Source organism: Pseudomonas sp. PDM24, assembly GCF_019218905.1.
Classification (GTDB): Bacteria; Pseudomonadota; Gammaproteobacteria; order Pseudomonadales; family Pseudomonadaceae; genus Aquipseudomonas.
Genome location: NZ_JAHUWR010000012.1, coordinates 19,878 through 40,271 on the forward strand (window position 1 = coordinate 19,878; position 20,394 = coordinate 40,271).

General features: G+C 58.1%; 20 protein-coding genes. 9 read left to right on the forward strand and 11 right to left on the reverse strand.

Annotation, left to right across the window (positions count from 1 at the left end; all coding sequences use genetic code 11):
* Nucleotides 1-35: 35 nt before the first annotated feature.
* Both hslO and KW837_RS28010 read left to right on the forward strand, forming a co-directional pair.
* Nucleotides 36-938 carry an Hsp33 family molecular chaperone HslO gene (gene hslO / locus KW837_RS28005; protein WP_218399308.1) on the forward strand — a complete coding sequence of 301 codons (903 nt, stop codon included), beginning with the start codon at nt 36-38 and terminating at the stop codon, nt 936-938.
* Between the two features lie 179 nt (nt 939-1,117).
* Nucleotides 1,118-2,659 carry a phosphoenolpyruvate carboxykinase gene (locus KW837_RS28010; protein WP_192346428.1) on the forward strand — a complete coding sequence of 514 codons (1,542 nt, stop codon included), beginning with the start codon at nt 1,118-1,120 and terminating at the stop codon, nt 2,657-2,659.
* A 134-nt stretch (nt 2,660-2,793) separates the two neighbouring features.
* On the opposite strand, the gene KW837_RS28015 is transcribed toward KW837_RS28010, so the two are convergent.
* On the reverse strand, nt 2,794-3,159 hold the full coding sequence (locus KW837_RS28015) for a DUF1493 family protein (protein WP_218399309.1): 366 nt from the start codon (nt 3,157-3,159) through the stop codon (nt 2,794-2,796).
* A gap of 235 nt (nt 3,160-3,394) precedes the next feature.
* On the opposite strand from KW837_RS28015, the gene KW837_RS28020 reads away from it, so the two are divergent.
* Genes KW837_RS28020 through KW837_RS28030 form a run of 3 tightly spaced genes read left to right on the forward strand, consistent with a single transcriptional unit; the run spans nt 3,395 to nt 5,609 of the window.
* Nucleotides 3,395-4,243 (forward strand): MarR family transcriptional regulator, encoded by an 849-nt coding sequence (locus KW837_RS28020; protein ID WP_371317179.1) that lies wholly within the window; start codon nt 3,395-3,397, stop codon nt 4,241-4,243.
* Entirely contained in the window at nt 4,240-4,941 is a 702-nt protein-coding gene (locus tag KW837_RS28025) for a hypothetical protein (protein WP_218399310.1), read from the forward strand. Before KW837_RS28020 ends, KW837_RS28025 begins: the two co-directional genes overlap by 4 nt.
* Nucleotides 4,938-5,609 carry a PP2C family serine/threonine-protein phosphatase gene (locus KW837_RS28030; protein ID WP_192346422.1) on the forward strand — a complete coding sequence of 224 codons (672 nt, stop codon included), beginning with the start codon at nt 4,938-4,940 and terminating at the stop codon, nt 5,607-5,609. The genes KW837_RS28025 and KW837_RS28030 overlap by 4 nt, the downstream gene beginning before the upstream one ends.
* Nucleotides 5,610-5,707: 98 nt before the next feature.
* Here KW837_RS28030 and KW837_RS28035 read toward each other — a convergent pair whose 3' ends face one another.
* From KW837_RS28035 to KW837_RS28040, 3 genes are all read right to left on the reverse strand, one after another.
* Nucleotides 5,708-6,004 (reverse strand): hypothetical protein, encoded by a 297-nt coding sequence (locus tag KW837_RS28035; protein WP_192346420.1) that lies wholly within the window; start codon nt 6,002-6,004, stop codon nt 5,708-5,710.
* A gap of 338 nt (nt 6,005-6,342) precedes the next feature.
* Nucleotides 6,343-6,534, reverse strand: a complete 192-nt coding sequence (locus tag KW837_RS29200; RefSeq protein WP_371317180.1) for a hypothetical protein — start codon at nt 6,532-6,534, stop codon at nt 6,343-6,345.
* A 57-nt stretch (nt 6,535-6,591) separates the two neighbouring features.
* On the reverse strand, nt 6,592-6,885 hold the full coding sequence (locus tag KW837_RS28040) for a hypothetical protein (RefSeq protein ID WP_008076544.1): 294 nt from the start codon (nt 6,883-6,885) through the stop codon (nt 6,592-6,594).
* Between the two features lie 311 nt (nt 6,886-7,196).
* Here KW837_RS28040 and KW837_RS28045 point away from each other — a divergent pair, with 311 nt between their 5' ends.
* The 4 genes from KW837_RS28045 (at nt 7,197) to KW837_RS28060 (ending at nt 11,971) form a co-directional block, all read left to right on the forward strand.
* Entirely contained in the window at nt 7,197-7,691 is a 495-nt protein-coding gene (locus KW837_RS28045) for a polysaccharide deacetylase (RefSeq protein WP_123498167.1), read from the forward strand.
* A gap of 285 nt (nt 7,692-7,976) precedes the next feature.
* Complete coding sequence (locus KW837_RS28050) at nt 7,977-9,911, forward strand: ATP-dependent DNA helicase RecQ (RefSeq protein WP_123498165.1); 1,935 nt, start codon at nt 7,977-7,979, stop codon at nt 9,909-9,911.
* A gap of 225 nt (nt 9,912-10,136) precedes the next feature.
* A complete protein-coding gene (locus tag KW837_RS28055; RefSeq protein WP_218399311.1) occupies nt 10,137-11,363 on the forward strand; it encodes a 3-hydroxyacyl-CoA dehydrogenase in 1,227 nt (408 codons plus the stop codon).
* A gap of 176 nt (nt 11,364-11,539) precedes the next feature.
* Nucleotides 11,540-11,971: a thioesterase family protein gene (locus KW837_RS28060; protein WP_218399312.1), complete on the forward strand. Its 432-nt coding sequence runs from the start codon at nt 11,540-11,542 to the stop codon at nt 11,969-11,971.
* Nucleotides 11,972-12,040: 69 nt separating this feature from the next.
* On the opposite strand, the gene KW837_RS28065 is transcribed toward KW837_RS28060, so the two are convergent.
* The 7 genes from KW837_RS28065 to KW837_RS28095 all read right to left on the reverse strand — a co-directional run bounded on the left by KW837_RS28065 (nt 12,041) and on the right by KW837_RS28095 (nt 20,390).
* A complete protein-coding gene (locus tag KW837_RS28065) occupies nt 12,041-12,532 on the reverse strand; it encodes a glycine zipper domain-containing protein (protein WP_218399313.1) in 492 nt (163 codons plus the stop codon).
* A 338-nt stretch (nt 12,533-12,870) separates the two neighbouring features.
* Nucleotides 12,871-13,737 (reverse strand): ABC transporter permease, encoded by an 867-nt coding sequence (locus KW837_RS28070; protein ID WP_218399314.1) that lies wholly within the window; start codon nt 13,735-13,737, stop codon nt 12,871-12,873.
* A gap of 19 nt (nt 13,738-13,756) precedes the next feature.
* Nucleotides 13,757-14,617, reverse strand: coding sequence for an ABC transporter ATP-binding protein (locus tag KW837_RS28075; RefSeq protein ID WP_218399315.1), 861 nt, complete (start codon nt 14,615-14,617; stop codon nt 13,757-13,759).
* A gap of 5 nt (nt 14,618-14,622) precedes the next feature.
* On the reverse strand, nt 14,623-15,648 hold the full coding sequence (locus KW837_RS28080; RefSeq protein ID WP_218399316.1) for an ABC transporter substrate-binding protein: 1,026 nt from the start codon (nt 15,646-15,648) through the stop codon (nt 14,623-14,625).
* A gap of 15 nt (nt 15,649-15,663) precedes the next feature.
* Nucleotides 15,664-16,575, reverse strand: a complete 912-nt coding sequence (locus KW837_RS28085; protein ID WP_218399317.1) for a TauD/TfdA family dioxygenase — start codon at nt 16,573-16,575, stop codon at nt 15,664-15,666.
* 301 nt (nt 16,576-16,876) lie between these two features.
* A complete protein-coding gene (locus KW837_RS28090) occupies nt 16,877-18,244 on the reverse strand; it encodes an HlyD family type I secretion periplasmic adaptor subunit (RefSeq protein WP_063341962.1) in 1,368 nt (455 codons plus the stop codon).
* The gene (locus tag KW837_RS28095) at nt 18,234-20,390 is read right to left on the reverse strand and encodes a type I secretion system permease/ATPase (protein WP_217854996.1); all 2,157 of its coding nucleotides are present in this window, start codon (nt 20,388-20,390) and stop codon (nt 18,234-18,236) included. Before KW837_RS28095 ends, KW837_RS28090 begins: the two co-directional genes overlap by 11 nt.
* Between the last annotated feature and the right edge of the window lie 4 nt (nt 20,391-20,394).

The window sequence follows — 20,394 nt, forward strand, 5'->3', positions numbered from 1 at the left end:
TTTCTTTTCTGTCACCCTTTCAGATACCCAGACCTATGACCCATCTATCGGATAACGACTACACCCAACGCTTCATCTTCGATGACAGCGACACCCGCGGCGAGCTGGTTGGGTTGGAGCGTAGCTATGCCGAAGTCCTCGCCAAACACGCCTATCCGGAGCCGGTCGCACAACTGCTGGGCGAGTTGATGGCCGCGGCAGCGTTGCTGGTTGGCACCTTGAAGTTCGATGGCTTGCTGATTCTGCAGGCCCGTTCCGAAGGCCCGGTGCCGTTGCTGATGATCGAGTGCTCCAGCGAGCGCGAAATTCGTGGCCTGGCTCGTTACGAAGCCGACCAGATTGCCCCGGATGCGACCCTCGCCGACCTGATGCCCAATGGTGTCTTGGCGCTGACAGTCGACCCGACTCAGGGCCAGCGCTATCAGGGCATCGTCGATCTCGACGGTGAAACCCTGGCCGATTGCTTCACCAACTACTTCGTCATGTCCCAACAAACCAATACCCGCTTCTGGCTCTACGCCGATGGCCGTCGTGCCCGTGGTCTGTTGCTGCAGCAATTGCCTGCCGACCGTCTGAAAGACGAAGAAGAACGCGCCGCCAGCTGGCAGCACATCACCGCCCTGGCCAGTACCCTGACGGCCGATGAATTGCTGAGCCTGGACAACGAAACCGTGCTCCATCGTCTCTACCATGAAGAGCAAGTACGCCTGTTCGATGTGCAGAAACTACGTTTCCGTTGCAGCTGCTCTCGGGAACGCTCGGGCAATGCGCTGGTCAGTTTGGGTCTGGAAGATGCTCAGAAACTGGTCGTAGAACATGGCGGCCGTATCGAGATCGATTGTCAGTTTTGCAACGAACGTTACCTGTTCGACGCAGCCGATATCACCCAATTGTTTGCTGGTGCAGGGGTCGATACGCCGTCAGATACCCGTCACTAAAACGTTTCAGCGCAGGTAAATTCACTGCTTAACGCCGGAATAACGCCGTTCTGACGGGAGGACCCTACACTTTTTGGGCTTTTCTGGCATAATCCGGCCCACTTTTTTCGCGGTAGTAGTGCACGACTTTCTACTACAAAACGTTTGGAGCACTCGGCCACTGGCCGACGGGGAACCTCATGACGCAAGCCAATAACGCCGTGTACACCGATCTGAGTGTTGATGATCTGGTTAAAGAAGCCCTGAATCGCGGTGAAGGCGAGCTTGCCGATACCGGCGCGCTGGTTGTTCGCACCGGTCACCGTACCGGCCGTTCGCCAGTCGATCGTTTCATCGTTGAAGAGCCGACCACCCAGGACGCCATCGCCTGGGGTCCGATCAACCGCAAGTTCCCGGCCGACAAGTTCGATGCCCTGTGGGCTCGCGTCGAGGCCTTCAACAACGCGCAAGAGCATTTCGTTTCCCACGTGCACGTAGGTGCTGCCGAAGAGCACTACCTGGCCGTGAAGATGACCACCCAGACTGCCTGGCAGAACCTGTTCGGTCGCTGCCTGTTCATCAACCCGGCCCAGTACAACCCGGCTGGCCGTGAAGAGTGGCAAGTTCTCAACGTTGCCAACTTCGAATGCGTGCCAGAGCGTGACGGCACCAACTCCGATGGTTGCGTGATCATCAACTTCGCCCAGAAGAAAGTGCTGCTGGCGGGCATGCGTTACGCCGGCGAAATGAAGAAAGCCATGTTCTCGGTGCAGAACTTCCTGCTGCCGGCCGCCGATGTGCTGCCGATGCACTGCGCTGCCAACATCGGCGAAGCGGGCGACGTGACCCTGTTCTTCGGTCTGTCGGGCACCGGCAAGACCACCCTGTCCGCCGACGAAAGCCGTTACCTGATCGGTGACGACGAACACGGCTGGGGCGAGGGCGTGGTGTTCAACATCGAAGGCGGTTGCTATGCCAAGTGCATCGACCTGTCCGAGAAGAACGAACCCGTCATCTGGAAAGCCATCAAGCACGGCGCAGTTCTGGAAAACGTGGTGTTGGACGACGCCAAGAAGGCTGACTACGCCGACGGCAGCCTGACCCAGAACAGCCGCGCCGCCTACCCGCTGGAGCACGTCGAGAAGCGTTCCGAGAAGAACCTCGGTGGCGAGCCAAACGCTGTGATCTTCCTGACCTGCGACCTGACCGGCGTCTTGCCGCCAGTGTCGATCCTCAGCGAAGAACAAGCGGCCTACCACTTCCTGTCCGGCTACACCGCTCTGGTGGGCTCGACCGAAATGGGTTCCGGCAGCGGCATCAAATCGACCTTCTCCACCTGCTTCGGCGCACCCTTCTTCCCGCGCCCGGCCGGCGAATACGCAGAACTGCTGATCAAACGCATCCGCGGCTTCGGCTCCAAGGTCTACCTGGTCAACACCGGCTGGACCGGCGGCGGCTACGGCGTCGGCAAACGCTTCAACATCCCGACCACTCGTGGCGTGATCGCAGCGATCCAGAGCGGCGCGTTGATCGGTGCTGAGACTGAGCACCTGGACACCATCAACCTGGACGTGCCACTGGCCGTACCGGGCGTTGAGACTGGCCTGTTGAACCCACGTAACACCTGGGCTGACAAGGCTGCTTACGATGAAGCTGCTAAAGCGTTGGCTGGGTTGTTTGTTGAGAACTTCAAGAAGTTTGATGTAAGCGACGCGATCAAGGCTGCTGGGCCGAAGTTGTAAGTATCGGTAGTGGTTTGAGGTAAGAGAAAGCCGCCCTTTGAGGGCGGCTTTTTTGTGGGCGCGATTCGGACCATCAGAAATACAACTGCCATTATTCCAGCTGAAAAAGCGCTAAACAGCCAGAATAATGCCACTTACGCGTTCGAACAGATGCCTTCCAACTCCTGCGTATCCCACCGTTGGACCTTGATCGCTCGATAGAGCATGCCAATAGTCAACGGCACCTTGTCACCGCGCCCCTTCGCCCGACGCTTGAGAAACACATCAAACCCTTCCGGCTGAAAGTAGCGATAGGCATCGTAATCCACGAAGTCGATCCCGAACTGCTCCTCCAGCGCTTCCATCAAATGCCGCGCATCCGCACCGTCACAACCCAGGTCGAAGTTGATCGAGGTGCTGAGGCTGAGCATTTTGCGTTCAGGCAGGCCGAGTTCTTCGTGCAGCAGCTGCATGAGCAGGTGCATGGTGTGGTCGTCGGGGAAGTTGGGGGCGAGGTTCATGGTGCTGTCCGTGGAGTGCATGCGATGGGGGATGATTGCATGGACTTGAGCATGACGGCATTCGAATGGCTCAGTCGTTTCAGAAGCTGTTACAGCTTTGGGAAATCTCCCACACCACGTCCTACATCTTCGTTTTTTCGCATTTGTTAGCGTGAGAGCCTTTGCGTCAGCTAGTGCGCGTGGGTGCATAGGTGTCGTGCTGTTACAAAAATGCCTTGACTATAAAAGTTTACGCATGCGACAAGTGTCCACGTTTTATGGAATGTGGACACTTGGAGTGATTGGGTTCATGAAGAGTCAAGATATTTTTCTTCTGTTCAAAATGGTCAGTCTCCACGCGCAGGAAGAAGGCTTCCAAATGGGGGGGCCAGTTTCGACGCTCGCTATCGGCAGTGCACCGATCCCTAACGTAGGTTTCGCCCTGAATGTGTCTGGAGCAGGGCATGGTGCCTTCGCTGATTCAAAATCCGAGGCTGCTTCTGCCGGCCCTACAGAGCAGGACCAGCACCCGGATTGGGGGGTATTCGGTTCGAACACGGCCGAATGGGGTATGCAGTCGCTAGCAGATTGGGAGGGGTGGGATGAACCTGCGCTGGAAACGCCGATTACCAGTTGGGCCGAGTGCTATTCACTCAGAGCCCTTTCATCCTCACTAGGACTTAGCAAGAGTGAGGTATCAAATTCGATTGCTCGTTGCCGCGAAGCAGGACTTCTGACCAATGATTTTGAAACCTCTCTGCCGAAGGTCAATCGTCGAGCGTTGCTGGGTATTGCAGAGCATGCGCTCAAATATTTTTTCCCTGTGAGGCTGGGTGCAATTGTCCGTGGCATCCCGACGGGCTTTGCCGCGCCGGCGCTGTCCAGGCACCTTAAAAGCGCAGGTGATCTGATTCCCGTCTGGCCCGATCCGATCGGTAGTGAGAGAGGTCAAGCCATTGAGCCTCTGTACAAGACTGTGCCTGATGCCGTGAAGAAGGACCGGACGCTTTATCACTATCTGGCGCTTGTTGATGCGGTAAGGGTTGGAGGACCAAGGGAGAGCAAAGTAGCCATTAATTTGCTGAAGGCAGGTATGGGTTTATGAGTGCGAATGCTGACCACAACTACCAGATGATTGAGTTCGTCGCGCAGGGATTGGGGGATGAGTTTTTATCGGAAGTGGCCTTTGTTGGCGGGTGCACAACCGCAATGCTGGTCACAGATGAAGCTGTGCTCGACGATATTCGCTTCACCGATGACGTTGACTTGGTGATTGAACTTGCGGGTATTCCAGCCTGGGAGAAGTTAACGCAGCGCTTGGCCGCTAAGGGCTTCAAGATCACAGGAGAGGATGAGGTCAATTGCCGATTCCGGTTCAACGACATCATTGTCGATGTGATGCCGTCAGATGCAGCGGTGCTTGGCTATGCCAACCGCTGGTTCGTAGAGGGGCTCGCTCACGCGGTGACGTTCGTGTTACCAGGCGGGACAGCTATTAAGATTTTCAAGCCACCCTATTTCCTGGCCACCAAGCTTGAAGCCTTCAGCGGTCGTGGCGAAGGAGATCCGTATCACAAGGATGTGGAGGATATCGTCATTTTAATCGACGGTCGGCCGGAGCTATTGGAAGAGATTTTGAGCGCTGATGCTGAGCTAGTGCAGTTCATTGCCAGCGGTGTCGGGGACCTGGCCAAACTCAATGGCATTGACTATGCGATTCAAAGCTCAAGCTCCGTGAGAACCAACCCGGAACGCGGCAAGCTCATTTTTCAACGTATGAAAGAGTTGAGCCGACTAGGATGATCTACGCGACCAGATCCGTAAAAGGGCAGGCCAGGGAAGAAAATCGCGATTACGCTGATGCAGTGTTCGATGGGGTCAGAGGCCTATTCGTTATTGTGGACGGCACATCGAAGGCCGGTAGCGGTCAACTTGCCCAAGGGTTGGTTCAGAGACTGATGGACACCTATCAGTCGAGAGTCGAGCAGGGAAGCGGCGACGATACTCATGAGTTGGCTACACAGTTGATTCGGTCAGTGCTCACTGATCTACATGCCCCACTATTTTCTGAGCTCTGCGGATCAACCAGCTACTTGGTGGCAGTTGTCGCAAACGGCTTGCTGACGATTGCTTACGAGGGTGACTGCGGCTGCGGGATAGTTGATGCGGGGATGGGCATTGGGTGGATAACGACGCCTCATTGCCTGGCCAATTGGAAGCGCGACCGATCACACCGCGAGCTGGCGTGCGATCCAGCGCGTAACCGGATTACTCGAAGCTACAAAATAGGCAAAGCGCCTGATCCGGAGATCGTGATTCGAAATGCTCTGGCAGGTGAGCGGCTAGTTTTTGCTACGGACGGTTTCTGGGCCGATATGAGCGAGGCTTTCCAGGCTGAGGTTTTGAGGACTCCTGAAATTGCTATCACTGACATGGACGATGACGTTACCTGGATTGACGTTCGTTTATAGATGTCTGGCGATTTGTGTTCAGAATTGAAATTACGCGTGTATTCATCGCAGGCAAGCCAGCTCTCACAAGGGCGTGGCTTGCCTGTTAGTGCTTAACGTCAGGCAGGCGCTTTCCAGCCCATCATGCGTTGCTGGGCGACCTGTAGCAGATCGCAGCCATCCTGGGTCAGCAAGAAGAGCGCGTGGGTGATGTGGGGGATGTCTTCTACGTCGCCGTGTTTGAAGCAAACGCAGTGCAAGGTTTTGAGGAGATCGCTGGACGCTCGGATGCGCTGGAGGGCGGCTTCGAGGATGTCCTGGGGGTTGGCCTCTGTGTCGATGATCAGGGGCGGGGAATCGGTGAGGTTGGTTTGGAGTGGGCGGTAACGATCGGTGAGCGGTTTCCATGAATTCATTGTGTTTATCCTCAAATGCATCAAATGAAGCCACCACCATCGTGACCAAGCGATGGGAGGTGGACTGTGTTCAGGTTGGTCAACCGGTGAGGATCACACGCATACCCGGCACGCCCGAAGGCGTCCCAAACACAGCCACCATAAAGCGTGCAGACACTTGAGGTGCCGGCAGCATACAGCGAACGCGTAAGTATGATCCATTCGGGTGACCAAGCCCGAGCCGCTGATTTGGCAGCGACAGTCACGACTATAGGTGTGAGTTGCGGGCAGCGATAGGCGACAAGGTGTCTTCGGTTGTAGGAACGGGATGAAGCTTTGATAGGCCGTTGCTGACGGACTTATCCCTTCCGCATTTTCTCTCGTTTAATTGCCATTACGCGTTTGATTTCTTGATTGGGAATGCAGGGACGAGGGTCGTCGAGGCTGGCTTGTACTTGTGCTCTGAACCATGTGCCGCAGGCCGCTTTATCGAGTTGTCGTTGAGCATCGGATGTTTCGTTTTTCATCAGGCATACCGCGTTATCGTTCATCGCGGGCAAGCCCGGCTCCCACAGGGATCTTCATGTGGTTCTGGATTTGCTCTGGCATCAATTGGTGGTGATTCTCGGCAGTCGCTGCCGGGCAACTTCAAGCAATTCGTGACCATCCTGGGTCAGCAGGTACAGCGCACTGACGATGTTTGGAATGTCTTTCACGTCAGCCTGTTTGAAGCACAGGCAATAGAGCGTTTCGAGCAAATCGCTGGCGGCGCGGATGCGTTGCTGGGCGGCGTCGAGAATCTCGTGAGGATTGGCTTGGGTGTCGATGACCAGCACGGGGGTTTCGCTGTAGCTGGTTTTGAGCGGGCGATAGCGGTTGGTTAACGGTTGGAACGTGTTCATCGAGGTCAGTCCTGTGGGAAATCGGGCAGGCTCGCCGGCGGGCCGACACAGTGTTTTCAGCCGAGTCGGAAACTATAGAGGGCGGCAGCGAGGCGTCGCAATAAGACGTAAATGGACGGGTTTTGTAGGGGGTTTACCGGCGCTATCGACCTTTTCCTACGCACGTTCCGACTATTTTTTAAGCTTTTCCCCCGAGAGGTCGATATTCCTACGGGATTGTCAGGCGTGGCGCACTGAACCTCCGTAGGGTGCGCGCCAGATTTTGTAGGACGTTTCGAAACGTCTGAGTCGACTCTTAAAGGGAATTAGGTATGCAATGGCTACGTATGGCCTCGATTTTGTTGTTATGGGCCGGTGTTTGGCGAATGGCGGGCGCTACCGATGCGGGTCATTCGCTGGCTCTCGAACACACCGGTTGGCCCGATGCCCTGACCACCCAGGCAGATGTCGACACGGCATCCCGCGCCGAGGTGTTGATGGTGGGCAAGGCGCTGCTGGCCAGCGAAGCGCTGGATGAACAGGGTCTGAAACAGCGACTGGGTGTGCAGGCTGTGAAGCTCAAATCGGTCAGACAAGTGCGTGAGGGGTTGTGGGATCGGTTGCTGGTCACCTACCGCAATGCCAGTCAGGATTGCGACGGCGAACTCTTCTGCCCACGTGTGCGCAACGTCGCTGATTTACGTCAGTTGGCGGCGGCGTTCACGGGCGAAATCAGCCCGGCTTATGCAGTTTGGGCGAGCAAGAGCCGAGTGTTTCATGAGCAGGCGCTGGATGAGCAGTTGCGGGTGGCGGTGTTGGTGCCCTGATTTTTTATTAATGTTTTATTGATGTTTTTTGGGTGATATTGCTGGCCTCTTCGCGAGCAAGCCCGCTCCCACAGTTGACCGCGTTCTTACGTAGGAACTCGGTCTAATGTGGGAGCGGGCTTGCTCGCGCAAACGATCTGCCAGCCGCCCCATTCCCTGCGCCGTGCAGTCTCCCCGACCTATCCGCTGTATCATCCAGTATCGTTTTTACCCCGACCTTTTCTCGACTCGTTGCGTTCGCCGGCTAGGCTTTGGGCTTCGCAGCGGTCAACGGAGTGACAGCTTATGCACAACACCCTGGAACAGGTTTTCGGTTACCCACAGTTTCGACCCGGCCAGGAGGCGGCGGTCAGTGCTGTGTTGGCCGGGCGCTCGGCGGCGGCGATTTTCCCGACCGGTTCGGGCAAGTCCCTTTGCTATCAACTGCCGGCCTTGTTGCTGCCGCACCTGACGTTGGTGGTCTCGCCTTTGCTGGCGTTGATGCAGGATCAGTTAGCGTTCTTGCAGCGCCACGGCATTGCGGCGGGCAGTATCGATTCGGCCCAGAGCCGCGATGACGCCAGCGATGTGATGGCCCGGGCAAAGTCCGGCGAGCTGAAGATTTTGATGATTTCCGTGGAGCGCCTGAAGAACGAGCGCTTCCGCCATTTTTTGCAGCAGGTGCCGATCTCGCTGCTGGTGGTGGACGAGGCCCACTGCATCTCTGAATGGGGCCATAACTTTCGCCCCGATTACCTCAAGCTGCCGGACTATCAGCGCCAGTTCAATATCCCTCAGGCGCTGCTGCTGACCGCCACCGCGACACCCAAGGTGATCGCCGACATGCAGGCTAAATTCGCCATCGCCCCTGAGGATGTGGTGACGACCGGTTTCTACCGGCCCAACCTCAATCTGTTGGTGGAACCGGTACGCGGCCAGGACAAGCGACGACGCCTTGTCGAGTGGATGAGCCAGCGTCCCGGCCAGCCGAGTATTGTCTACGTCACCCTGCAGAAAACCGCCGAGCACATCGCCGAACATCTGGGGCGCAATGGCATTCAGGCCGAGGCCTATCACGCCGGTTTGCCGCACGAACAGCGCGAAGCAATCCAGCGGCGGTTCATGGGTGGGCAATCCAATTGCATCGTCGCCACCATTGCCTTTGGCATGGGCATCGATAAAAGCGATATCCGCAACGTGGTGCATTTCGACCTGCCTAAATCCATCGAAAACTACAGCCAGGAAATCGGTCGCGCCGGGCGTGACGGGCAGCCATCCGATTGCCTGGTGCTAGCCAACCGCGACAGCCTCAACGTGCTGGAAAACTTCGTCTATGGCGACACGCCGGAACGGGACGGCATTCGTTGCGTGCTCGACGAGTTGCAAGCCACTGCGCCCGAGGGGCAATGGGAGTTTCTGCTGGGACCTTTGGCCGATCAGAGCAACATTCGCCAGTTACCGCTCAAGACTTTGCTGGTGCAGCTGGAACTGCGCGCAATGATCGCCCCGCGTTATGCCTATTACGCCGAATACCGCTTCAAGTATTTGCAGGAACCCGAAGCATTGCTTGCCCGATTTGAAGGTGAACGAAAGGACTTCGTCTCGGCAATCATCCAGACCTCCAGCCGCGCACGGACCTGGGCCACGGTGAATTTCGATGCGCTGTATGAGCAGTATTCCGCCGAGCGCAGTCGGGTGGTCAAGGCGCTGGATTATTTTCAGGAAAAGGGCTGGGTCGAGGTCGAAAGCAAGCAGATGACCGAGGTCTACAGCCTGCTGCAAGCGGACTTTGATTCCCAAACCCTGAGCGCTGAATTGCACGCCTACTTCACCCAACACGAGCGCACCGAGATCGCGCGAATTCACGCCATGCTGGATCTGTTCGCTACCGACCACTGCCTGGGTTACCGCCTGGCCGAGTACTTCGGCGACGATCACGCACCCCGGCAGTGTGGGCATTGTTCCGTGTGTCACGGTCACGTGGCGCGATTGCCAGCGCCACCGGAATTGCCAGCGCTTGTGGATAAAAATTTCGAGGCGCTGTGTGGTGATTTTATCCACAGGCACGAGCAGCACACGGGCAACCTCCCTTCGGCTGAGCGCGTAACAAGATTTCTATGTGGGATCAGCGTGCCGCTGTTTACCAAGCTCAAGGCGCGCTCGATTCCGGGGTTTGCGGCGTTGGAGGATTATCCGTATGGCGACGTGCGCGACTGGGCTCAAGCGCACCTGCCAAGTTGAAACACCGTCAATGTGTGCGGGCTTGCTCGCGAAGGGGCCATCAGAATCAACATTGATGTTGCCTGACACACCGCTTTCGCGAGCAAACCCGCCCCACAGGGATATCGGTGTTTTTGAAAGCTTATCCATCCCCTGAATGTCGCTCATCACAGGAATAAACTTCAAAAAAGCCCGGCGCCTGACTATGGTGAGGACTGTCTTTGGATCGCTAACAAGAGAACAATCATGAGCCAGACACCGTTCGATATTCAGCGCGCCGCCGTGATCGGCGCCGGCACCATGGGCCGTGGCATTGTCATGTGCCTGGCCAACGCCGGGGTGCCGGTGCAATGGGTCGATAACAATCCGCAGATGCTTGAGCAGGCACTGACCAGCGTGGCTGAGACTTACGCCCACAACGTGCGTCAGGGGCGGATCGATCAGGCCGAGGCGGATGCGCGCATTGCACGGGTAACGGCGGCTGCTGATTACGCAGCGATCCGCGATGTCGATCTGGTCATCGAAGCGGTCTACGAAAACCTCGAGTTGAAACAGAAAATCTTCCGCGAACTCGACGGCGTGATGAAACCTGAAGCGATTCTGGCCAGCAATACCTCGGCACTGGACATCGACGCGATGGCTGCTGTCACTCGCCGTCCGCAACAGGTCCTGGGCCTGCATTTCTTCAGCCCGGCGCACATCATGAAATTGCTGGAGATCGTGCGCGGTGCCCAGACGGAGCCGGCGGTACTCGATGCGGCCTTGGCCCTGGGCCAACGCATGGGCAAGGTCAGCGTGGTGTCGGGCAACTGTCATGGCTTCATTGGCAACCGCATGCTGCATCCGTACGTGCTCGAAGCGCGCAAGATGCTGCTGGAGGGCGCCTTGCCTTATCAGGTGGATGCGGCGCTGCAAGATTTTGGTTTCGCCATGGGGCCGTTCCGCATGTACGACGTGGTTGGCATCGACCTGGAGTGGCGCGCTCGGGAGTTGGCTGGCAAAGGCCAGGATGCGCCGGAGGTTCAAGTGGACAACCGCTTGTGCGAGCTGGGGCGTTTCGGTCAGAAGAGTGGCGATGGGTATTACCACTACGAACCGGGCAGTCGTCAGGCTGAGCACGATCTGGAAGTCGATGCGCTGGTACTGGAAGTCAGCGAAGGGTTGGGGTTCCAGCGTCGCGAGATCGGCCCTGAAGAGGTTCTAGAGCGTTGTTTGCTGGCGCTGGTCAACGAAGGGGCGAAGATTCTTCAGGAAGGCATCGCGGCATCGGCGCATGACATCGACCTGGTCTATCTCAACGGTTATGGCTTCCCGGCGGACAAGGGCGGGCCGATGGCCTGGGCGGATCAGCAAGGGTTGGAAGCTATTCATCTGCGGTTGTTGCAGCTTGAGACCAAGCAGGGCGATCACTGGGCGCCGGCGCGGTTGATTGGTGAACTGGCGGCAGAGGGGCGAGGGTTCGCTGACATGTGATTTTATGTGGCGTTTGTGAAGGCCCCTTCGCGAGCAAGCCCGCTCCCACACTGGATCTCAGACGTACACAAAACCTGTGTCCAATAAAGATTGAATGTGGGAGCGGGCTTGCTCGCGAAGAACGATAACGCGGTTTACACCTTAGACTCGCTGTTCAACCCCAGGAACTGACGCTGATGTCCAACCCGATGCCCCAACGCACCGACTACCCGCACTTCCAGCCCATCACCACTCGCTGGCACGACAATGACGCCTACGGTCACGTCAACAATGTCACCTACTACAGTTTTTTCGATACGGCGGTAAACACCTACCTGATCGAAGTCGGTGGCCTGGATATCCATAACGGCGAGGTGGTGGGGTTTGTGGTGAGTTCGGCCTGCGACTACTTTGCCTCTATCGCTTTCCCGGACCGGATCGAGATCGGCCTGCGGGTCGGCAAGTTGGGCAACAGCTCGGTGCAATACGAATTGGCGGTGTTCAAGGCAGGAGAAGACGAAGCCTGTGCGGCGGGGCGCTTCGTGCATGTGTTTGTGGATCGGACCACCAATCAACCGGTGGCAATTCCTGCCGGATTGCGCGGGGCCTTGGAGCGGCTAGCGGTTTGAGGAGCAAAAAAAATCGCAGCCCGAGGGCTGCGATTTTTTGATCTACCGGTAAACGAGGCGATTCAAGCCTCAGTCGCGATAGTGATGTTTATGCTTGCGATGGCCATAGGCATGACCACGACCTGGATGGCCGCGACGGTAGTAACCACGATCGTCATCATCATAACCACGACGATAGGAACGACGATCATCGTCGTCATCGCTCTTGTTGCCCATGTAGTTACCCAGCGCGCCACCGGCGCCGCCACCTGCTGCGGAGCCGATCAGGCTGCCGGTGGTGCCGCCCACGCTGCGGCCGACCACGTTACCGCCTGCTGCGCCCAACGCACCGCCAATGGCTGCTTCGCCACGGCTGCGTTTGTCTGCGCCGACTGCGCTACCACCCGCGCCGCCCAGGGCCGCGCCAATGGTTGAACCTGTATTGCCGCCTAGCGATTGACCGACGACCGAGCCAAGAACCCCGCCCAATGCGCCGCCCACACCTGCTTCGGTGGTGCCGCCTGCAGAAGCGAAGCCACTGACCAGGCCAAGGGACAACAAGAGAATCGAGGAGAACTTCATAGAGGAACCTCAAGGGGATGACGGCGCGATCCTGAGGCTGTGTCATGGTTGTGACAATAGAAATCCGACGAGTAACACGACTTGAGCACAATTCTATAAGTTACTGTTTTTTGGGCGGAACTTAAGTGTTTTTCGCCGGTCTTTAACTACTTCGCAAAGGCCGTTCTTATACAGAAACGGCCTTTTTTGTGGGCGATTGGAAAGTGCGGATCGAAAAAATTCGTTGAATGTTCTACCGCCATCGCTAGCAGGCTCGCCCCCACAGTGGAGTTTCGGTCGAACACAAATGCTGTGTCCACTTGAAGACCGCGATGGGGCCAGATCAGACACCGCAGAACCTACCGCTGCATCCCCCACCGCTTCACCGTCACCCGCTCCAACGTATCAAACACCAGGTTTTCCACCAGCAACCCAATCAGAATCACCACCGCTAACCCGGCAAACACCTTGTCGGTATACAGCTCATTACGATTCTGGAAGATGTACCACCCCAAACCACCCTTGCCACTGGTAGCGCCAAACACCAATTCAGCAGCAATCAGCGTACGCCAGGCGAAGGCCCAGCCGATTTTCAGCCCGGCAAGAATCGACGGCAACGCGGCCGGGATCAGGATGAACAACACGAAACGGATGCCCTTGAGGCCGTAATTGCGCCCGGCCATGCGCAAGGTTTCCGAGACACCGAGAAACCCGGCATAGGTGTTCAAGGCCAACGCCCAGAGCACCGAATGCACCAGTACAAAAATCAGGCTGTTCTGCCCCAGGCCAAACCACAGCAGCGCCAGCGGCAACAGGGCAATCGCGGGCAACGGGTTGAACATCGAGGTCAGCGTGCTCAGCAAATCGCGACCGAACCGGGTCGACACCGCCAGCGTCGTCAGGACAAACGCCAGAACGATGCCGATCAGGTAACCCTTGAGCAAAACAACCAGCGAAATCCACACCTTGCTCAGCAGTTCGCCGCTGAGCAGGCCATCCCGCAGCGCGCTGGCGGTTTGCAAAAAACTCGGCAGCAGCAGGTCGTTGTTCTGATAACGGGCAACGGCTTCCCAAAGCACCGCGAGCAAAATCAGGATCAGGCTTTTGCGTAGCCAGCCTTGCTGCCAGAGGCGCTGGCCGAGCGGTAATTCACGCTCCAGCGGTACGCTGGTCAGCGGCTGCAAAACCGTTTCGTACTCTTTACGCGCAGATGATGAATGGCTCATCGGGCAATCCTCCAATGGCTCAATAAGCGATGCGAATGTCGGAGAAATCCAGCTCACGCTCGGTTTCCGGGGACTGACCTTCATCGAACAACAGCCGATGAATCCGCCGCGCCGATTCCTGGAACGCCACGCCACCCAAGCTGTGCAAGTCGTATTGATGGCTGTGGACTTCCGCCCGCACCCGCCCCGGATGAGGCGACAGCAGCAAAATCCGGTTGCCCACCACCAACGCCTCTTCGATGGAGTGAGTGACAAACAGCAGCGTGAAACGCACCTCCTCCCAGAGCAGCAACAACTCTTCCTGCATCTTGCGCCGGGTCAGCGCGTCGAGGGCGGCGAAGGGTTCGTCCATCAACAGGATCTTCGGCTGCATCGCCAAGGCGCGAGCAATGGCCACGCGAGCTTTCATGCCGCCAGACAAGGTATGCGGGTAGGCATCGGCAAACGCCGCCAGACCGACTTTGTCCAGATAATGCAGCGCCCGCTCTTCAGCCTCTTTGCGCTTGAGGGTTTTGGAAGCGAGCAGCGCAAACATCACGTTCTGTTTGACGGTTTTCCACGGTGGCAGTTGATCGAACTCCTGGAACACCACGATCCGGTCTGGCCCTGGCGCATCGACCCGCTGGCCTTGCAGGCGAATCTCACCCTCACAGGGCGGGATGAACCCGGCAACGGCTTTGAGCAACGTCGACTTGCCGCAGCCCGAAGGACCGAGCAGCACAAAGCGGTCCGCCGGATCGATCTCGAAACTGACCTGATGGGTCGCTCGAACCACCCGCGCTGGCGTGCGGTATTCCAGGCTGACCTGGTCGACCGACAGCAGCGCTTGAGCTGCCGCGATCGGCTTGCTGGCCGTGTGGCCTTGCAAAGGGGCGTTCATTTCGGTCAGCTCCCTTGCAGCGGTGTGGTGTCTTGGAAGAAGTAATCCTTCCACGAATCCGGTTTGTTTTTGATCGCACCGACGCGGTAGAGGAACTCGGCCAGCGGGTAGGTGTTTTTCGGCGTGATGCTGAATTCGAACTGCGGGTTGTCGATGATTTTCAGCAACGCTGCGCGGTCGATTTTGGCCTTGGTGACACGGATGTAAGTGTCGGCCGCCGCGCCTTTATCGTTCTGCGCAAACTCGGCCGCTTCAGTCAGCGCGGCGATGAAGGCTTTGTAGGTTTTCGGGTTCTCGTCGCGGAATTTCTCGGTGGCGAACAGCACCGTCGGCGAGTTCGGACCAAGCAAGTCATAGGTGTTCAGCACCACATGCACGTTGGGGTTTTGCAGCGCCTGATCCTGGAACGGCGGGTTGGAGAAGTGCCCACTCAACTCGGTACCACCGGCGATCAGTGCCGCGGTGGCATCCGGGTGCGGAACGGCGATGGTGTACTTGTCGAGGCGATTGAATTCCTTGTCGCCCCATTGCTTGGCCGCCGCGTATTGCAGGAAGCGCGACTGCACCGACACCCCAACCGCCGGCACCGCGATGCGGTCCTTCTCGGTGAAATCGGCGATGGTTTTGACCTTGGGATTATTGCTCACCAGGTAGTAAGGGAAGTTGCCTAGGGAGGCCACGGCTTTGACGTTTTGCTTGCCGTGAGTGCGGTCCCAAATGGTCAGCAGCGGGCCGACGCCGGCTCCGGCAATGTCGATGGAACCGGAAAGCAACGCATCATTGACCGCTGAGCCGCCAGAGAGCTGGGTCCAGTCGACCTTGATGTCGATGCCTTCCTGCTTGCCGTACTTCTCGATCAGGTTCTGATCGCGCACAACGTTGAGCAGCAGATAAACGACGCCGAACTGTTCGGCGATACGGATTTCACCTTCGGCGTGAGCCACGGTCGGCGCCACCAGGCTGCCGGCGAGCAGGCTGAAACCCAGGCCAATGGCCGCAGCCAAGGGTGCAAATGGAAGACGTTTGGACATGGGAATTCTCCGAAATCAGAAAGGCGCATCGCCCTGGATGGTGGTGCGATACAACTTGCGGCGCAGATGGCTGGGGCATCCGGCGGCGAGGTGAATCAGCGAGCGGTTGTCCCAGAACACCAGGTCGTGGGCCTGCCATTGATGGCGGTAAATGTTTTGCGCCAGCACGCTGTGGGCGTAGAGCTCGTCGAGCAATTGTTTGCTCTCGTCTTCCGGCAAACCGACGATGCGGGTGGTGAAGCCCTCGCTGACGAACAACGCCTTGCGTCCGTTTTCCGGGTGGGTGCGGACGATGGGGTGAACCACTTCGGCGACCTGAGCGAGTTGCTCCGGCGTCAGGGTCGGGCGCCAATTGCCTTCGAATTTGCTCTCGCTGTAACGCGCGGTATAGGAATGCGCGGCCGAGCGTCCTTTGACGGCTTTGCGCAGTGCTTCGGGCAGGCTGTCCCAGGCTTTGTGCATGTCGGCGAACAGCGTGTCGCCACCTTCGGACGGCAGCTCCTGGGCATGCAGCATCGAGCCCAGGCTCGGCAGTTCTTTATAGGACAGGTCCGAATGCCAGAACTTGCCGGCATCACCAAGACCGATGGATTGGCCGTTTTCGATGATGTTGGAAACGATGAGAATTTCCGGATGCCCGGCCAGCAGGAACTGCTTGAGCACGTGAATCTGCAACACACCGAAACGGCGGCTGAAGGCGATCTGCTGTTCGGGAGTAATGCGCTGGTCGCGGAACACCACCACGTGATGATCCAGGTGCGCACGATGGACGCGGGCAAAATCCCGGTTGTTGATCGGGCGGGACAGGTCCAGGCCGATGATTTCGGCACCGACGGCGCCGCTGAACGGGCGGATTTCGAAGGATTGCGACGCGATAGCGGCGACGCTGGTTGAGGCAGGCTTTGGAGAAAAAGAGACAGCTGACATAAAAATCACTCCCACGCACGGCGCGCTCAAGGGCGCGCATCGATCAGAAACTCACGGAGGTCCCGTGTTGGTTCGTGTCGTGCGGCGCGCCGATTGGTCGGCAGGTACGCAGGGGAATGACTTTATAGGTATAAGAATTGAAATTTAAATACCGTTAACGAATAACGATATGGCTTTTGAGATGTGGTGTCTTTGAGGCCTCTTCGCGGGCAAGCCTCGCTCCTACAGGGAATTTGTGAACGCACCATTCCCTGTAGGAGCGAGGCTTGCCCGCGAAGAGGCCATCAGCCCCAACCGAAAACTACCGCTCGTGCAACGCCTCGGCGCGCGCCCGAATAATCGGCTTGAGCAAATAACTGAGCACGGTCTTCTTACCGGTAATGATATCCACCGACGCCACCATCCCCGGGATGATCAACAACGGCTTCTCATCCGTCCCAAGGTGGCTGCGCTCTGTGCGCAGTTTGATGATGTAGTACGTGGTCTTCTTGTCTTCGTCGGTGATGGTGTCGGCACCGATCTGCTCCAGCTTGGCTTTCAGGCCGCCGTAGATGGTGTAGTCGTAGGCCGTGAACTTCACAGTGGCGTCCTGCCCCGGATGCAGGAACGCGATGTCTTGCGGACGAATTTTGGCTTCTACCAGCAAGGTGTCATCCAGTGGCACGATCTCCACCAGATCGCTGCCCGGCTGGATCACGCCGCCGATGGTGTTCACCAGCAACTTGTTGACGATGCCGCGCACCGGCGATGTCACCAGCGTCCGGCTAACCCGGTCTTCCAGAGCCTTGCCAGTGGCTTGGGCCTTGTTCAGATCGGTGCGTGCTTCGTTGAGTTGGGTCAGGGCTTCACTGCGGAATTTGCCGCGAGTCTCGTCGATCTTGCGCTGCACTTCCTTGATCGCCGATTCGGCCCGAGGAATCGCCAGCGTAGTGGCGTCCAGCTGGCCGCGGGTTTCGACCTCGGCACGCTTGAGTCGCAAAACCTCCACCGGCGATACTGCGCCCTGAGCCACCAACGGCTCGGACATGTTGATTTCCTGACGTTGCAGCGACAACGCGTTGCGGTACTGAGACTGTTTGGAGGTGAACTCACGCAGCTCTTGCTGACGCTGGATCAACTGCTCTTTCAAGCCACCGATTTCATCGTACAGTTGCTGACGACGGCTGATGTACAGCGACTCTTCACTGGCAGCCTGAGTAGGAACAGCCTTGAGCACGTCGGCGGGGAAGTTCAGCGGACGGTCATCGACCTCGGCGCTCAAGCGCTCCACACGCAGCAGCATCGACAGCCGATCGGCTTCGGTTTCACCGACATTGGAGGCAAACCGTGTGTCGTCAAGACGAATCAGCGGCGCGCCGGCCTCGACGATCTGCCCTTCAGTCACGAACAACTCGGAGACGATGCCGCCCTCAAGGTTCTGGATTTTCTGGATCTTCGACGACGGAATCGCCTTGCCGTCGCCCTTGGTGACTTCATCGATTACCGCGAAGTTGGCCCAGAGCATCAGGAACACGAAGAAGCCGATGATCGCCCAGATCGTCAACCGCACCACGCGCGGGGCGTCTTCGATCAGCGCTTTGTTGACCTCGGGAAGGGGCTGGCCTTGCAGCGATGCGGAGCCTTTGAAGTAACGGCGGATGGAATCCTTGACCCCGGACTTAAGCAACACTGATCTGCCCCTTCTTCAACGCTTCCATCACGGCGGCTTTCGGGCCATCGGCGAGTATCTGCCCACGGTCGATCACCAACAGGCGATCCACCAGCGACAACAGCGAAGCCCGGTGCGTTACCAGCACCACGGTCTTGTTCTCAACCACCGCAGCGAGGCGTTGCTTGAGGCGTTCTTCGCCGGTGTTGTCCATGGCGCTGGTCGGTTCGTCCAGCAACAGGATCGGCGGGTTGAGCAGCAGCGCTCGGGCCAGGGCGACGTTCTGACGCTGACCACCGGACAGGTTCTGCCCACGCTCACCGACTTGCAGCTCATAACCTTGCGGATGCAGACGGGCGAATTCGTGGACGCCAGCCAGTTCCGCGGCTTGCAGCACCAATTCGTCTTCGACATAGCGCGCGCCCGATACCAAATTGTCGCGCAGGGTACCGGCGAGCAATTGGATGTCCTGGGGCACGTAGCCGATGTTGTGGCGCAATTCGCTGACGTCGATCTGACGGATATCCACACCATCCACCAGCAATGCGCCGTCGTCCGGTTGATAGAGGCCCACCAGCAATTTGGCCAGGGAGCTTTTGCCCGAGCCGCTGCGACCGATGATGCCGATCTTCTCGCCGGGCTTGATGATCAGGTTGATGTTCTTCAGCGCGGGGTTCTGCTGATCCGGGTAAGTGAAGCTCAGCTGACGGCATTCAATGGCGCCTTGCAGCACCTTGCGGCTCAGTGGGCGCTCGTCGAAATTGCGCTCCTGGGGCAGCTCCATCATCTGATCGACCGAGGTCATGGTCACGCGGGCCTGCTGGTAGCGGGTCAGCAGGCCGGACAGTGAGGCCAATGGGCTGAGGGCACGACCGCTGAGCATGTAGCACGCGATCAAGCCGCCCATGCTCAGGTGGCCGTCGATGATCTGGTATACGCCGAAGACGATCATGATCACCCCGGCCAGTTGCTGGATCAGCAAGGTGATGTTCATCGCCAGACCGGACAGCATTTTCACCCGCAGCTCGAGGCGGCTGAGGGTGCCGATGGTCTGCTCCCACTGATACTGGCGTTCGCTTTCGGCGTTGTTGACCTTCACCGCATCGAGGCCGGCGAGGGTTTCGATCAGGCTCGACTGACGCTCGGCGCCCAGGGCCATGGTTCGTTCCATGGTCGCCACCAGCGGCTTCTGCAAGGCATAGCCGATCAGCAAGGCAATCGGGAACGCCAGCACCGGAATCCACACCAGATGCCCACCGAGGATCGCGATGACCATGAAGATCAGCAGCGTAAACGGCAGGTCGATCAGGCTGGTGAGGGTCAGCGACGCGAGGAAGTCCCGCAGGCTCTGAAACTCATGGATGTTCTGCGCGAAGCTGCCAACACGGGCCGGGCGGTATTTCATGGCCATGCCGACGATGCGCTCGAACAGCGTCGCGGAGATGATCAGGTCGGTTTTCTTGCCGGCCAGGTCCAGGCACAGGCTGCGCAGGCTCTTGAGGATCAGGTCGAACAGATAAGCGCCCGTGATGCCGATGGCCAGGACCCACAGGGTCGACTCGGCCTGGTTTGGCACCACGCGATCGTAGACATTCATCACGAACAGCGGCGCGGCCATGGCAATGATGTTGATCAGAAAACTGGCGGCGATGGCGTCGGCGTACAGCCAGCGCGAACGCTTGAGGGTGTCGCGAAACCACGAACGCGCGCGCGGGATCAGCGTGCCGTGGTTAACGTCGAATTTATGTTGGGGTTGGGCGAAGAAGACTTTGCCGCTGTAATCGTCGGCCAGCAGTTCACGGCTGACACAGACCTCACCACCATCGCTTTCGCTCAGCAGCAGGCGGGCCTGGTCTTCACCGTGCCAGCCGAGCAGCACCGCGCTGCGACCGTCCTTGAGCAGCAACAGCGCCGGCATGGCAATCGCCGGAATCTGCTCCAGCTTGCGTTGCAACACCCGCCCTTGCAGCCCGGCGCGAGCGGCCGCGCGGGGCAGCAGTTCGACGCTCAGGCGTTGTTTGGGTAACGGCAGGCCGGTGGTCAGCATCGCGGCGCTGGCCGGTTTCTGGTGCAAAGTGCAAAGGGCTAGCAGGCCGTCCAGTAACGGATCGTCATGCAGCGCGCGCGGATCATGAATGAGTTGAACTCGACTGACTTCTGATTCCACGCTC